This window comes from Klebsiella sp. Sb-30, assembly GCF_057652795.1.
The window spans coordinates 349,450-363,551 of sequence record NZ_CM172749.1 but is presented as its reverse complement, the minus strand read 5'-3'; the positions used below and the strand labels follow the sequence as shown (position 1 = coordinate 363,551).

General features: G+C 56.8%; 14 protein-coding genes. 3 read left to right on the top strand and 11 right to left on the bottom strand.

Annotated elements, in window-relative coordinates; translation table 11 throughout:
• Positions 1-60 precede the first annotated feature (60 nt).
• Positions 61-537 (top strand): N-acetyltransferase, encoded by a 477-nt coding sequence (gene yhhY / locus AC236I_RS01665; protein ID WP_160873408.1) that lies wholly within the window; start codon positions 61-63, stop codon positions 535-537.
• A 97-nt stretch (positions 538-634) separates the two neighbouring features.
• On the opposite strand, the gene ggt is transcribed toward yhhY, so the two are convergent.
• The gene (ggt, locus tag AC236I_RS01660; RefSeq protein ID WP_004868538.1) at positions 635-2,377 is read right to left on the bottom strand and encodes a gamma-glutamyltransferase; all 1,743 of its coding nucleotides are present in this window, start codon (positions 2,375-2,377) and stop codon (positions 635-637) included.
• A gap of 119 nt (positions 2,378-2,496) precedes the next feature.
• Here ggt and AC236I_RS01655 point away from each other — a divergent pair, with 119 nt between their 5' ends.
• Positions 2,497-2,820 carry a DUF2756 family protein gene (locus tag AC236I_RS01655; protein WP_004868539.1) on the top strand — a complete coding sequence of 108 codons (324 nt, stop codon included), beginning with the start codon at positions 2,497-2,499 and terminating at the stop codon, positions 2,818-2,820.
• An 18-nt stretch (positions 2,821-2,838) separates the two neighbouring features.
• Here the strand turns inward: AC236I_RS01655 and ugpQ are convergent, their stop codons facing one another.
• From ugpQ to livK, 10 genes are all read right to left on the bottom strand, one after another.
• Positions 2,839-3,579, bottom strand: coding sequence for a glycerophosphodiester phosphodiesterase (gene ugpQ / locus AC236I_RS01650; protein ID WP_004868540.1), 741 nt, complete (start codon positions 3,577-3,579; stop codon positions 2,839-2,841).
• Entirely contained in the window at positions 3,576-4,646 is a 1,071-nt protein-coding gene (locus AC236I_RS01645; protein WP_004868541.1) for a sn-glycerol-3-phosphate import ATP-binding protein UgpC, read from the bottom strand. The genes ugpQ and AC236I_RS01645 overlap by 4 nt, the downstream gene beginning before the upstream one ends.
• 269 nt (positions 4,647-4,915) lie before the next feature.
• Positions 4,916-5,761 (bottom strand): sn-glycerol-3-phosphate ABC transporter permease UgpE, encoded by an 846-nt coding sequence (gene ugpE / locus AC236I_RS01640; protein ID WP_004868542.1) that lies wholly within the window; start codon positions 5,759-5,761, stop codon positions 4,916-4,918.
• Positions 5,758-6,645, bottom strand: coding sequence for a sn-glycerol-3-phosphate ABC transporter permease UgpA (gene ugpA, locus AC236I_RS01635; RefSeq protein WP_004868543.1), 888 nt, complete (start codon positions 6,643-6,645; stop codon positions 5,758-5,760). The genes ugpE and ugpA overlap by 4 nt, the downstream gene beginning before the upstream one ends.
• A 106-nt stretch (positions 6,646-6,751) precedes the next feature.
• Positions 6,752-8,068, bottom strand: coding sequence for a sn-glycerol-3-phosphate ABC transporter substrate-binding protein UgpB (gene ugpB, locus AC236I_RS01630; RefSeq protein WP_004868544.1), 1,317 nt, complete (start codon positions 8,066-8,068; stop codon positions 6,752-6,754).
• A gap of 270 nt (positions 8,069-8,338) precedes the next feature.
• Entirely contained in the window at positions 8,339-9,052 is a 714-nt protein-coding gene (gene livF, locus AC236I_RS01625) for a high-affinity branched-chain amino acid ABC transporter ATP-binding protein LivF (RefSeq protein WP_004868545.1), read from the bottom strand.
• 2 nt (positions 9,053-9,054) lie between these two features.
• The gene (gene livG / locus AC236I_RS01620) at positions 9,055-9,822 is read right to left on the bottom strand and encodes a high-affinity branched-chain amino acid ABC transporter ATP-binding protein LivG (protein ID WP_004868546.1); all 768 of its coding nucleotides are present in this window, start codon (positions 9,820-9,822) and stop codon (positions 9,055-9,057) included.
• Complete coding sequence (livM, locus tag AC236I_RS01615) at positions 9,819-11,096, bottom strand: branched chain amino acid ABC transporter permease LivM (protein ID WP_004868547.1); 1,278 nt, start codon at positions 11,094-11,096, stop codon at positions 9,819-9,821. Before livM ends, livG begins: the two co-directional genes overlap by 4 nt.
• A complete protein-coding gene (livH, locus tag AC236I_RS01610) occupies positions 11,093-12,019 on the bottom strand; it encodes a high-affinity branched-chain amino acid ABC transporter permease LivH (protein WP_004868550.1) in 927 nt (308 codons plus the stop codon). Before livH ends, livM begins: the two co-directional genes overlap by 4 nt.
• A 53-nt stretch (positions 12,020-12,072) precedes the next feature.
• Positions 12,073-13,182 (bottom strand): high-affinity branched-chain amino acid ABC transporter substrate-binding protein LivK, encoded by a 1,110-nt coding sequence (gene livK / locus AC236I_RS01605; RefSeq protein WP_004868551.1) that lies wholly within the window; start codon positions 13,180-13,182, stop codon positions 12,073-12,075.
• Positions 13,183-13,604: 422 nt separating this feature from the next.
• Here livK and panM point away from each other — a divergent pair, with 422 nt between their 5' ends.
• Positions 13,605-13,988 (top strand): aspartate 1-decarboxylase autocleavage activator PanM, encoded by a 384-nt coding sequence (gene panM / locus AC236I_RS01600; RefSeq protein ID WP_004868553.1) that lies wholly within the window; start codon positions 13,605-13,607, stop codon positions 13,986-13,988.
• Positions 13,989-14,102: the final 114 nt, after the last annotated feature.

Genomic DNA, 14,102 nt, shown 5'->3' with positions numbered 1-14,102 from the left:
CCAATAAAGGGGATCAAGACCGCGATGCCGCGGCACAGGAGAAGAGAAATGAGTGACATAGTGATACGCCACGCTGAACCGCGCGATGCAGAACCTTTACGCCAGCTGACGGCCCACCCGGAGGTCTATCACGACACACTACAACTTCCTCATCCCTCGATGGAAATGTGGCAAGAACGTCTACAGCCCAGGCCACACAGCCACCATCTGGTCGCCACTCTTGACAATGGCGTCGTCGGTCACCTGATGCTCAGCGTCGAGCCGCGACCTCGCCGGAGCCACGTTGCCACCTTCGGAATGAGCGTTGACGCAGCGTTCCACGGGCGTGGCGTGGGCAGCGCGCTGATGCGCGAAATGATTAACCTGTGCGATAACTGGCTGCGGGTCGAGCGCATCGAATTGACGGTATTTGCCGATAACGCCGCCGCCGTTGCCGTCTATCGCAAACACGGTTTTGTCGTCGAAGGGACCGCGCGGAAGTTTGCCCTGCGTAACGGCGAGTATGTGGATGCGCATTTCATGGCGCGCCTCAAGTAACCGCTAAATATGGCCCGGTGGCGCCACGCCAGCCGGGCCCGTGATTCTGCATCATCTGTAGGCCGGGTAAGGCGTCAACCGCTACCCGGCACATCAATCAGTATCCCGCCGTCAAATCACCGGGCGAGCGCGGATCGGACGCGCCATACAGCGTCCCGTCCGGGCCGACCATAATGCTCTGGGTACTTCCCATCGCCTCTTTCAGCGCTACTTTCTGCCCTTTCTGCTCCAGCAGCTTCAGCGTATCCGGGCTAAACCCCTTCTCCACCCGCAGCTCATCCGGCAGCCACTGATGATGGAAGCGCGGCGCGTTGGTGGCTTCCGCCACGTTCATACCGAAATCGATGGTGTTGACCACCATCTGCAGTACGGTGGTAATGATGCGGCTACCGCCCGGACTGCCGGTCACCAGCCAGGTTTTCCCCTCCTTCACCACGATAGTCGGCGACATCGACGACAGCGGACGCTTTTTCGGCCCGACGGCGTTGGCATCACCGCCCACCAGCCCGTAGACATTCGGAACGCCCGGTTTCGCCGAGAAGTCATCCATCTGGTTGTTCATCAGTATCCCGGAGCTACCCGCCACAATACCGGTCCCGAAGGTAGTATTCAGCGTATAGGTGACCGCCACCGCGTTACCCTCTTTATCCACCACCGAGAAATGGGTGGTCTGGTTACTTTCATACGGTGCCAGCTTGCCCGGACGAATCTGGCTCGAAGGTTTGGCTTTGTTGATATCAATCTGTTCAGCAATCGATTTGGCGTAGGCTTTGTTGGTTAGCGCCTGCCACGGCACTTTGACGAAGTCCGGATCGCCGAGATACTCCGAACGGTCAGCATAGGCATGTTTTTCGGCTTCCGCCATCACCTGCATGGCGTCTGCACTGCCGAAGCCATATTTATGCATGTCGAAGTTTTCGAGGATATTGAGGATCTGTACGATGTGGATCCCCCCGGACGAAGGCGGTGGCATCGAAAACACCTGATAACCGCGATATTCGCCGCTTATCGGCGTACGCTCGACCGCCTTGTAGCCGGCAAGGTCGGCTTTGGTGATCAGGCCGCCGTTTTTGTGCATTTCGTCGGCAATCTGATCGGCAATCGCCCCTTTATAAAACGCATCCGGGCCATGCTCCGCGATCAGCTCAAGGCTTTTGCCCAGCTGTTTTTGCACCAGCTTGTCACCTTTCTTCAACGGCTCGCCGTTTTTCCAGAAGATGGCTTTACTGTTCGGGTGACTGGGGATGACTTCACTCCCGTAGGTCTTCAGATCGTCGGCCAACGCATCGTTCACCGTGAAGCCCTCTTCCGCCAGCTTAATCGCCGGACGGATCACCTTGTTCAGCGGCATGGTGCCGTATTTTTCCAACGCTAATGAGAAGCCTGCCACGGTGCCCGGCGTACCAGAAGCCAGATGTGAAGTGAGCGATTTTTTGCTATCCGGGTTGCCCTGATCATCAAGGAACATATCCCGGGTGGCCTGCTCAGGCGCCATTTCGCGAAAATCAATCGCCGTCGTTTTACCGTCTTTGGTACGCAGCATCATAAACCCGCCGCCGCCAATATTACCGGCCTGTGGATGCGTAACCGCCAGCGCATAGCCCACGGCCACCGCGGCATCGACGGCGTTGCCCCCCTGACGCAGAATATCCACCCCGACGCGGGTCGCCGTCGCATCTACCGAGGCCACCATCCCCTCCCGGGCACGAACCGGGTGAAAGACATCTTCTTCGACACCATAAGAAACGGGCGGCGGGGTGGGATTTGCGCTGACGGCAAAACTTCCGCCGGCCAGCAAAGCAGCGATGACCACCTGACGCCAGGAACGCGTGTTTATCATTGTCTTACTCCTGAAGTGTTTTTTTCCCCGCTTAAGCCTGGTTGATAAGTCCTAAAAAATCATTGTTATGCTGAAAAGGAGGTACACTTAAGTGATCCCACGCACGGGAGGAGAGAACCATGAAAGCACTATTATTTCTGGCGGCGCTGCTGCCGCTGAGCGTCCTGGCGCAGCCACTCAACACCACCAATAATCCCAATCAGCCGGGGTACGTCATCCCCAGCCAGCAGCGGATGCAAAATCAGATGCAGGTGCAACAGCAGCAGCACCAGAGCATGCTGAAGCAGGATATGCAGAGCCAGACGCGCGCCCAGCAGCAGCATCTCCAGACGCAGCTCAACAACAACCAGCAGCGGGTCATCCAGAGCGGTAATTTGAATTCGTCCCAGCAGATGTTGCCGAATAATAACGGAGGGATGTTGCAGCGGCAGACGACACCATAACGGCCGTCTGCCGAAGGATCAGGCGTGGAAGTCAGGACCGATGACATCAATGGCATCGGTACAAATGCAGTCCACGCCCCAGCGCAACAGCTCAGCCGCCCGCTGGGGTTTGTTGACGGTATAGACGAGGATGTGCAGACCCGCGGCTTTCAGGCTGGCCACTCGCGACTCATCCAGCAGTTGATGGTTAAGGTGGATCGAAACGCACGCCAGGCGCGTGGTCAGCTCGCGCCAGTCCTCGCGCCACTCATCCAGCAGCAGCCCGCGCGGCAGCTCAGGCACCGCCTGCTGCGCCGCCTCCAGCGCGTCAATGTCGAACGATGAGAGCAGCGGCGGCGTCATACCTTGCCACAGCTCACGGGCCGCCAGCGCCACCGCTTTCCCGGTGAGCGGTCCGGTGCCGGTTGTGGGTTTAATCTCGATATTCGCCATCATGCCGTGCTGACGACAGCGTTCGGCAACCTCGGCCAGCAGCGGCAGCGGCTCGCCTTTGAATTCATGGCTATACCAGCTGCCGGCATCGGCTTTCAGCAGTTCGCTCCAGGCCAGCTCGCCGGCGACGCCCCAGCCGTTGCTGGTGCGCTCGAGATTGTCATCATGCAGCAAAAAAATCTGTCCGTCTTTCGACAGCTTGGCGTCAAACTCGATCATCGTATGCCCGAAACGGGCGCCGACGTCGATGGCCGCCAGGGTGTTTTCCGGCGCCAGTTTCCCGCCGCCACGATGGGCGACGATGTGAGGATAAGGCCAGTGACTCATGCGCGTTGTCCTGTTTCACCATCAAAGAGGTGCAGATGATCCTCGGGCAGATGCAGCCACAGCGTGCTGCCTGCTGACGGACGCTGCTGATGCGGCAGCCTGACCACCAGTTTCTGCTCGCCCCAGCGACCGTGGGCAAGGTTATCGGCACCTAAAATTTCCAGCGTATCCATCACCAGCGGTACGCCACCTTCCGCCTGGGAGCTTAATGCAAAATGCTCCGGGCGGATACCTAACGTCATCTTACGCCCGGCATGGCGGCGATGCTCGCCATTCATCGGTAAACGCAGACCGCCTTCCAGCTCAAAACGATGACCATCTTCGCTGACGCGCCCGTCTAGCAGGTTCATCGCCGGGCTGCCAATAAAGCTCGCTACAAAGCGGCTGGCCGGCTTCTCGTACACCTCGACGGGGGTGCCAATTTGTTCGGCAATGCCTTTGTTCATCACCATCACCCGCTGGGCAAGCGTCATCGCCTCCACCTGGTCATGCGTGACGTACAACGAGGTGGTTTTCAGACGACGATGCAACTGCTGAAGTTCAAGACGCATCTGGACGCGCAGCTTGGCATCGAGATTCGATAGCGGTTCATCAAACAGAAATACCGCCGGGTCGCGCACGATGGCGCGGCCCATCGCCACGCGCTGGCGCTGGCCGCCGGAGAGCTCGCGCGGGCGGCGCTTGAGCAGGCCATCCAGCTCCAGAATACGCGCCGCTTCCTGCACCCGCTCGGCGATCAGGCCTTTGCCCATACCGCGTATTTTTAGCCCCCAGGCCATGTTCTCTTCCACGCTCATGTGCGGATAAAGCGCGTAGTTCTGAAACACCATCGCGATCCCGCGATCCTTCGGTTCCATCTCGGTCACGCGCTGGCGGTTAATCCAGATGTCGCCGCTGGTCACGCGTTCAAGCCCGGCAACCATGCGCAGCAGCGTTGATTTCCCGCAGCCGGACGGTCCGACCATAACGATAAATTCCCCGTCCGCGACGTCCAGCGTCAGCGGTTGAATGACCTGGGTTTTGCCATCCCAGCTTTTGGTTACTGCCTGTAGTTTTAAACCTGCCATAAAAGGTTGTATCCCTTGATTGTTCATGAACGTCGCTGGCGGCTATTTTTGCTCGGGGCAAGACGCAAGCGTCGCAGTTTGGTGGGCCCAAATAAGACGCGAGTAACGCGGAATCGGGCAAAAATGGCCCCAGCCCTTCGGGACGCGTGCCGAAACCGCGTACTCTGCGTTGTCGGATTTGGACATAGGCCCACTATGTCCATCATCCTCCGCCTTGATTACGCGGTTTCGGCTCAGCGTCGACGCCACGAACAATCAAGGGATACAACCTACTTCTCACTGTCCACTAAACCACGCACAAACGCACGCTGCATGGCTAAAACGATAACAACCGGGGGAATCAGCGTCAGCAGCATCGCGGCCATCACCTGGTTCCACTGGGTGGTGCCTTCTCCGGTGGCGATCATGCCTTTGATACCCGCCACTGCGGTGCCAAGATTCACGTCCTGAATAATCAACAGCGGCCACAGATACTGGTTCCAGCCGTAGATAAAGGTGATAACAAACAGGGCCGCGAGATTGGTTTTCGAGAGCGGCAGCACGATGTCGCGGAAAAAGCGCATCGGCGAGGCGCCGTCGATACGCGCCGCTTCGATCAGCTCGTCCGGCAGGGTCATAAAGAACTGGCGGAACAGGAAGGTGGCGGTCGCGGAGGCCATCAGCGGCAGCGTCAACCCGGCATAGCTGTCGAGCATCTTCAGATTGGCGATCACTTCCACGGTGGGAAAGATACGTACCTCAACCGGCAGCATCAGGGTAATAAAAATCATCCAGAAGAAGAGGTTACGCAGCGGAAAGCGGAACCAGACGATGGCGAACGCGGAGAGCATTGAGACCACGATTTTCCCGACCGTGATACCGAAGGCCATGATGAAGCTGTTGAGCATCATCAGCCAGAATGGCGCGCTGTTCACGCCAACGCCCTGGGTCCAGATGGTCGCCATATTTTCCAGCAGATGTCCGCCGGGAATCAGCGTCATCGGCGTCTCAAAAACGGCTTTGTTATCCAGCGTCGCGGCAACAAACGCGACATACAGCGGGAACAGGATGACGGCGATCCCCGCAATCAGCATGGTGTGGCTGAAAATCGTCAGCCCGCGACGGTTCTCAATCATTGGTAGCGCACCTTACTTTCAACGTAGCGGAACTGAACGACCGTCAGCACAATCACCAGGAACATCAGAACCACCGACTGGGCGGCGGACGCCGACAGGTCGAGCCCGGCGAAACCTTCGCGATAGATCTTATAAATCAACGTAGTGGTCGCCTGTACCGGGCCGCCGGCGGTGGCAGCATCGATCACCGGGAAGGTATCGAAGAAGGCGTAGACCAGGTTGACCACCAGCAGGAAAAAGCTGACCGGCGCAATCAACGGCAGCGCCAGTTTAAAGAAGCGGCGAATCGGCCCGGCGCCGTCAATGGCGGCAGCCTCAACCAGCGAGCGCGGGATCGACTGCAATGCAGCGAAGAAAAACAAAAAGTTATAGCTGATCTGCTTCCATACCGAGGCAAAGACCACCAGGAACATTGCCTGGCCGCTGTTCTGCGCATGGTTCCAGTCATAGCCCATCTCGCCGAGGAAATGGGTTATCAGTCCACGGCCGGGGTTAAAGAGGAAAATCCATAATACCGCCGCCACCGCTGGCGCCACGGCATAGGGCAGCAGCATCAGGGTTTGATAAAAGCGGCTGCCGCGCACGACATAATCCACCAGCGCAGCAAAGAACAGAGAAATCATCAGCCCGCTGAAGGTCACCAGGCTACTGAACTTAATGGTGGTCCAGAACGAGTCCAGATAGTACGGGTCGTGGAACAGGGTCACGAAGTTGTCCAGGCCAACGAACTGGCTGGAAAGACCAAACGGATCGACGCTCTGGAGTGAGTACCACAGCGCTTCGCCCGCGGGCCAGATAAAGAAAATAATGGTGATAATCAGCTGCGGCGCGACCAGCACATAAGGCAGCCAGCGCGAGCGGAATACCGGACGGGATGATGACATTGAGATTGGGTTCCTGAACAATGCCGGGTGGCGGCTACGCCTTACCCGGCCTACATAGGGCACATCGTAGGCCCGGTAAGCGCAGCGCCACCGGGCAAGTTACAGATTACGATTTGGTTGCTTGCTCGAAGCGGCGCAGCAGCTGGTTACCACGTTGTACCGCTGAATCCAGCGCCTGTTGTGGCGTTTTCTTCCCGGTCCACACGCTTTCCAGCTCCTCATCCACAATGGTGCGGATCTGCGGCATGTTGCCCAGACGCAGCCCTTTGGTGAACGGCAACGGTGGCTTGTTCAACATCTGACGAGTGGCAATATCCGCGCCTGGATTCTTATCGTAGAAGCCCTGCTGGCGGGTCAGGTCATAAGCGGCGGTGGTAATCGGCAGGTAGCCGGTTTTCTGATGCCATTCCGCAGCGATTTCCGGTTTAGCGAGGAATTCCAGGAATTTCGCCACCCCGGTGTAAGTCTCTTTATCTTTACCCTGCATCACCCACAGGCTGGCCCCGCCGATAATGGCGTTCTGCGGCGCGCCCTTCACGTCGGCGTCGTACGGCATCATCCCCACGCCGTAGTTGAACTTCGCGTACTGGCGAATATCGGCCAGCGAACCGGAAGAGGCGGTGGTTATCGCGCAGTCCCCGTTATAGAACTTCTCGGTGGACTCATCTTTACGCCCGAAGTAGCTGAAATCGCCCTTCTTGTTCATCGCTTCCAGCATGGCGATATGCTTGACCTGCTCCGGCTTGTTGAACTCCAGAACCGCATCGGTACCGTCAAAGCCGTTGTTTTTGGTCGCCACCGGCAGGCCATGCCAGGCGCTGAAGTTTTCAATCTGAATCCAGCCCTGCCAGCCGCTGGCGTAACCGCACTTCATCCCGGCGGCTTTCAGCTTATCGGTATAGGCTGCCAGCTCCTGCCAGGTTTTCGGCGGCTGCTCCGGGTCTAAACCGGCTTTTTTGAAGGCGTCTTTGTTGTAGTACAGCACCGGTGTGGAGCTGTTAAACGGCTGGGAGAGCAGATGGCCGCTTTTGGAATCGGTGTAGTAACCGGAAACGGTCGGGACGAACTGCGATTCATCAAACTTAATACCCGCATCGCTGAACACCTGATATACCGGCTTAATGGCCTTCGAAGCCATCATCGTCGCAGTACCCACTTCATAAACCTGAAGGATCGCCGGCGCATTACCGGTACGGAATGCCGCAATGCCGGCACTCAGGCTCTGTTCATAGTTACCTTTGTACACCGGTGTAATTTTATAATCCGGATTGGCCGCGTTGAAACGTTGCGCCAGAGAATCAACTTCTTTACCCAACTCCCCTTCCATGGAATGCCAGAACGGAATATTGGTCACTGCCAGCGCCTGACCGGCACATGCCAGGCTGAGCGCCAGTCCTAAAGCTGTATGTCGTAACGATATCATCGGTTATCTCTCTTGTTGTTCCAGATGCGCGATTTCACGCGTTTTATGTTCGCGGGGGTAACATGACATGCTCGAATGACAGAAAAATAACTTTTTTATTACAAAAAAAAGATAGTAACGCGTCAGAGAGATGGCAAGACGATGAAGGATTAGAGACTGGAAAGTGGGAGCTGCGACACGTCAAGCGGATAATTCCCGGCCAGCGGCGTCAGCGCTCCGTTCTGGCTAAGGAATATCCCGGCCGGGCGGCCGGGAATAAGAGCGAGGAGATTAGCCGCCCAGATAGGCGCTACGCACCGCCTCGTTAGCCAACAGCGCATCGCCGGTGTCTTCCAGCACGACGTGGCCGTTTTCCAGCACATAGCCGCGGTCAGCCAGTTTCAGCGCCTGGTTGGCGTTCTGCTCGACAAGGAAGATGGTCATCCCCTGCTCGCGCAGCTGTTCGATGGTGTTGAAAATCTGCTGGATGATGATCGGCGCCAGTCCCAGAGAGGGCTCATCAAGCAGCAGCAGGCGCGGCTGGCTCATCAGCGCCCGACCAATCGCCAGCATCTGCTGCTCGCCGCCGGACATGGTGCCCGCACGTTGAATACGGCGCTCAAGCAGGCGCGGGAACAGTTCATAGACCCATTTGATGCGGGTCTGGAACTGGTCACGGTCGGCAAAAAAACCGCCCATCGCCAGATTCTCCTCAACGGTCATACGCGAGAAGACGCGCCGCCCTTCCGGGACAATCGCCACCGCTTCGCGCATGATTTTCGCGGTCTGCCAGTCGGTAATATCCTTACCGTCAAACACCACCTTCCCGCTGCTGGCGCGCGGGTCGCCGCACAGGGTACCCAGCAGCGTGGTTTTCCCCGCGCCGTTGGCGCCAATCAGGGTCACGATTTCCCCCTGATTAATATGCAGACTGACGTTATGCAGCGCCTGAATCTTGCCGTAGTGGGCGCTTACGTTGTCAAAAGATAACATCACTTTTTCCATACTTATGCCTCACCAAGGTATGCGCGGATCACGTCCGGGTTATTGCGGATCTCTTCCGGCGTACCGTTAGCCAGCGGCGTGCCCTGGTTTACCACATAAATACGATCGGAAATGCCCATCACCAGCTTCATATCGTGCTCAATCAGCAGGATGGTGGTGTTGTGATGACTGCGCAGCTCGGCGATCAGCTCGTCCAGCTCTTTGGTCTCTTTCGGGTTCAGACCCGCAGCGGGTTCATCCAGCATCAGGATTTCCGGCTGGGTGACCATGCAGCGGGCAATCTCCAGACGCCGTTGGTCACCGTAGGCCAGATTGCTCGCCTGACGGTTCGCATGTTCCAGCAGGCCGATACGCTCAAGCCAGGTAGCGGCACGATCCAGGGCTTCGCTCTGCGCGCGACGAAAGGCCGGGGTTTTCAACAACCCGGAGAAGACCCCGGTTTTCAGCTGCTGATGTTGCGCCACCAGCAGGTTTTCAATCACCGTCATTTCGCGGAACAGACGCACGTGCTGGAAGGTACGAACAACGCCCATCCGGGCGATTTGCTGACCCGGCAACCCTTCCAGGTGCTGATCGCGCAACATGATGGTCCCGCCGGTCGGCTTATAAAAACCGGTCAGGCAGTTGAAGACCGTGGTTTTCCCGGCGCCGTTAGGACCGATCAGCGACACGATCTCCTGTGGGTGCAGCTCCAGCGACACGTTGTTGACCGCCAGCAGGCCGCCAAAGCGCATCATCAGGCCGCTGACGGATAATAATGGCTGACTCATGCCTGCTCTCCTTTCGCCTGACCTTTTTTCAGCTTCAGCTGCGGACGCGTCATCGGCAGCAGACCCTGCGGACGCCAGATCATCATCAGTACCATCAACCCACCCAGCATCAGCATGCTGTATTCGTTGAAATCACGCATCAGCTCGCGTGATACCACCAGCAGCACCGCGGCGAGAATCACCGCAAACTGCGAGCCCATTCCACCCAGAACCACAATCGCCAGCACGAAAGCCGACTCGGCAAAGGTGAAGGATTCCGGACTGACAAAGCCCTGGCGCGCGGCGAAGAGCGTACCGGCAAAGCCGGCAAACGCGGCGCTGATGGTAAAGGCGGTCAGCTTGATGCGCGTAGGGCTAAGGCCCAGCGAGCGGCAGGCAATTTCGTCTTCACGCAACGCTTCCCATGCGCGTCCCAGCGGCATACGCAGCAGGCGGTTGATCACAAACAGCGACAGCACGACCAGCAGCAGCGCCACCAGGTAGAGGAAAATCACCCGATCGCCCGGGTCGTACTTCAGGCCAAAGAAGTTACTGAAAGTATCCCAGCCGCCTTCGCGGGCGCTGCGGCTAAACTCAAGGCCAAACAGCGTCGGTTTTGGAATCTGGCTGATGCCGTTGGGGCCACCGGTGATTTCGGTGTTATTAAGCAGCAAAATACGGACGATTTCGCCGAAGCCAAGCGTGACGATCGCCAGATAGTCGCCGCGCAGACGCAGTACCGGGAACCCCAGCAGGAAGCCCGCGGCTGCGGATACCAGCCCTGCCAGCGGCAGACAGGTCCAGAAGCCAAGACCGTAATAGTGGTTCAGCAGCGCAAAGGTGTAGGCACCGATGGCATAGAAACCGCCATAACCCAGCACCAGCAGACCGGACAGCCCCACCACCACGTTAAGCCCGAGACCGAGAATGATATAGATCATGGTCAGCGTGGCGATATCCACCGTCCCGCGCGACACCATAAACGGCCACGCCACGGCGATAACCAGCAGTGCGAGCAGGAACAGCTTCTGCTTGACCGTCGAACCGTCGATGGCCGGCATAATAAACTTCGGCCCGGAGACGTTTTTCAGGGTTTTCTGGAACAGCGGACGCATCAGCTGGAAGAAGAAGACCACCGCGGTGCCGATGAAGATCCACTGCCAACGGATATCGGCTGCGGTATCCACCACCAGTTTGGTGCCGTCCAGCTCCAGCTGCACACCCATAAACACGCCGGCGAGGACAAAGAACATCGCCGCGGACAGCAGCGACATAGCAATATGCATCGGTTTCATACTTTCTCGACCTCCGGACGACCCAGAATGCCGGTAGGCATCACCAACAGCACCAGAATCAACAGGGCAAAGGAGACGACGTCTTTATATTCCGTACTGAGGTAGGCAGACGAGAGCGCTTCGGCGATGCCCAGAATCAGGCCACCGATCATCGCGCCAGGAATGCTGCCGATGCCGCCCAGTACCGCAGCGGTAAAGGCTTTCATCCCGGCCATAAAGCCGATATACGGGTTGATAACGCCGTAGAACTGGCCCAGCAGTACGCCCGCGACCGCCGCCATTGCCGCGCCGATAACAAACGTCAACGCAATCACCCGGTCGGTATTGATACCGAGCAGGCTCGCCATTTTGAGGTCTTCTGCACAGGCGCGGCAGGCGCGGCCCATGCGTGAATAGCGGATAAACAGCGTCAGTGCCAGCATCGCAACAAAAGTCACGACCCAAATCACCAGCTGCATCGTGGTGACGGTGGCGGCGAAGTTTTCGCTGCTCCCGATAATCCACTGGCCGTTAAACAGGCTCGGCAGCGCGATATCGCGCGAACCTTCCGTCAGGCTGACGTAGTTTTGCAGGAAGATCGACATCCCGATGGCGGAAATCAGCGCAATCAGGCGCTTGGAACTGCGCACCGGTCGGTAGGCCACGCGTTCAATGCTCCAGCCGTAGGCGCTGGCGATAATAATCGCCCCGATAAACCCGGCGGCCACCAGCAGCCAGCTGGTATCAATCCCCATCATCATGAGGGCGGCGATGATCATGAAGGAGACGTAGCTGCCAATCATGTATACCTCGCCATGGGCGAAGTTAATCATGCCGATAATGCCGTACACCATCGTATAGCCGATGGCGATCAGCGCATAGGTACTGCCCAGCGTGACGCCGTTAAACATCTGCTGCAGAAAGTAGAGAAACTGCTCGGACATAAGGTAACCTTTTTCATGCCGCCCGCTTCACACGGGCGGTGGGATAACGCATCTTATTTTGCGACAGAGGATGATCCATCCGCATGCCACTGGAAGACACCAAACTCAAATCCCTTCAAATCGCCTTTTTCGTCCCAATTCAGCGGCCCAATCACGGTTTTCGCCCCGTGAGCTTTCAGATCTTTGATTAAGTCCAGCGGCTCCTGGCTGCTGCTCCTGTCCATCGCCTGCGCCAATGACTGCACGGCAGCATAGGTGATCCAGACATACGGACCGCTCGGATCTTTCTTCTCTGTTTTCAGCGCCTCAACGATAGCGCTGTTCGCCGGATCCTGGTCATAGCGTTTCGGCATTGTTACCAGCATGCCTTCCGCGGCTGCGCCGGCAATATTTGACAGCGACGCGTTGCCGACACCTTCGGGTCCCATAAAGACGGTTTTCAGCCCCACGGAGCGAGCCTGACGCAGCATTTGCCCCATTTCAGGGTAGTAGCCGCCGTAATAAACGAAGTCGATATTTTCTTTTTTCAGGCGTGCCAGCAGCGCGGAGAAATCTTTCTCTCCGGCGGTGATGCCATCAAAGAAGACGATATTCGCCTTGCCTTTCTTCAGGCTCTCCTGGACGGATCGCGCCAGACCTTCGCCATACTGCTGTTTGTCATGGATGATGGCGATACGCTGCGGTTTCACTTTTTCCAGGATGTATTTGGCGGCGGTCGGCCCTTGTGCGGAGTCCAGGCCAGCGGTACGCATGATGTACTGATAGCCGCGTTGGGTCAGTTCCGGGTTCGTCGCGCCCGGAGAAATCATCAGAATACCTTCATCTTCATAGATATCGGACGCCGGCTGGGTAGAAGAGGAACACAGATGGCCGATAACGTACTTGATGCCTTCATTAACAATTTTGTTCGCTACCGCCACGGCCTGTTTCGGGTCGCAGGCATCGTCGAACTCAACGCCAACCAGCTTATCGCCTTTAATTCCGCCCTGCGCGTTAATGTCTTTAATGGCCTGCCGCGCGCCGTTGAACTCCATGTCGCCCCACTGAGCTACCGGGCCGGACATCGCACCGACCACGGCAACTTTAATATCCTTAGCCATGACCGCGTGAGACATCGTCAGTGCAACGAATCCCGCAATAATGGTTTTTGCGTTCCTTTTCATGCTTCAGAACCCCGTTCGTGATGTGGTGTAAATATTTTGTATTTTTATGGTTAAAAAGCATTCTGTGCTTTTATTAAACAACGCTACTTTTACCATTATCTTTAATGGTTTAGCGATGTTTTTTGCCTGAATTGAGATTAAAATCTCTATTTTTCAGGCGATTAAGCAAAGATAATATTCTGTATTAAAGCGAAGATAAACAAAAAAAAGTCCCCTTCACAGCATAAAATAACGATACATAAGGCGGAATAAAACGCTGCACATTAGGTTAAAATTCTGCTTATTTTTCGATCCATGACGGATTGCTCTAATCTGCACTCACCAGAAGAACGAATCCCCTAATGAATGGATAAAAAACAGCGCCCCTTCCGACAGCAAATTTGGGTACACTGCCCCATCCGTTTTGACTGGACTTGTCGCGCATGAAACTGACCATTATTCGATTACCACTTTTCAGCGATCAGGATCGCATCGACTTAGGGAAAATCTGGCCGTCGCAGGATCCCGACGATATCCCTCTGGACGATCGTCACCGAATTTACGCCGCCCGCTTTAACGAGCGTCTGCTGGGTGCCGTGCGCGTCACGCTACGTGGCAATGAAGGCGAGCTCAGCGCGCTGTGCGTACGCGAAGTCACTCGTCGGCGCGGCGTCGGGCAATATCTGGTGGAAGAAGTGCTGCAAAGAAATCCAGAAATCGGTCGCTGGCGGATGGCCGATACCGGAATTGAAGACCACCGCGTCATGTCGGCGTTTATGCAAGCGCTAGGCTTCAGCGCCCGGGACGGCGGTTGGGAAAAGCATTAAAAACAAAGCGGTCATTGATTTAACCGGGGATCTCCGTTTTGCATGGCAACAAAGCGGCCATTGATTTAACCGAGGATCTCCGTTTTGCATGGCAACTAAGCGGCCATTGATTTA

What these genes read in the sequence shown, in the direction of transcription:
- ggt (WP_004868538.1), bottom strand. Translation starts at nt 2,377, where the DNA reads ATGATAAACACGCGTTCCTGGCGTCAGGTGGTCATCGCTGCTTTGCTG.
- AC236I_RS01655 (WP_004868539.1), top strand. Translation starts at nt 2,497, where the DNA reads ATGAAAGCACTATTATTTCTGGCGGCGCTGCTGCCGCTGAGCGTCCTG.
- ugpQ (WP_004868540.1), bottom strand. Translation starts at nt 3,579, where the DNA reads ATGAGTCACTGGCCTTATCCTCACATCGTCGCCCATCGTGGCGGCGGG.
- AC236I_RS01645 (WP_004868541.1), bottom strand. Translation starts at nt 4,646, where the DNA reads ATGGCAGGTTTAAAACTACAGGCAGTAACCAAAAGCTGGGATGGCAAA.
- ugpE (WP_004868542.1), bottom strand. Translation starts at nt 5,761, where the DNA reads ATGATTGAGAACCGTCGCGGGCTGACGATTTTCAGCCACACCATGCTG.
- ugpA (WP_004868543.1), bottom strand. Translation starts at nt 6,645, where the DNA reads ATGTCATCATCCCGTCCGGTATTCCGCTCGCGCTGGCTGCCTTATGTG.
- ugpB (WP_004868544.1), bottom strand. Translation starts at nt 8,068, where the DNA reads ATGATATCGTTACGACATACAGCTTTAGGACTGGCGCTCAGCCTGGCA.
- livF (WP_004868545.1), bottom strand. Translation starts at nt 9,052, where the DNA reads ATGGAAAAAGTGATGTTATCTTTTGACAACGTAAGCGCCCACTACGGC.
- livG (WP_004868546.1), bottom strand. Translation starts at nt 9,822, where the DNA reads ATGAGTCAGCCATTATTATCCGTCAGCGGCCTGATGATGCGCTTTGGC.
- livM (WP_004868547.1), bottom strand. Translation starts at nt 11,096, where the DNA reads ATGAAACCGATGCATATTGCTATGTCGCTGCTGTCCGCGGCGATGTTC.
- livH (WP_004868550.1), bottom strand. Translation starts at nt 12,019, where the DNA reads ATGTCCGAGCAGTTTCTCTACTTTCTGCAGCAGATGTTTAACGGCGTC.
- livK (WP_004868551.1), bottom strand. Translation starts at nt 13,182, where the DNA reads ATGAAAAGGAACGCAAAAACCATTATTGCGGGATTCGTTGCACTGACG.
- panM (WP_004868553.1), top strand. Translation starts at nt 13,605, where the DNA reads ATGAAACTGACCATTATTCGATTACCACTTTTCAGCGATCAGGATCGC.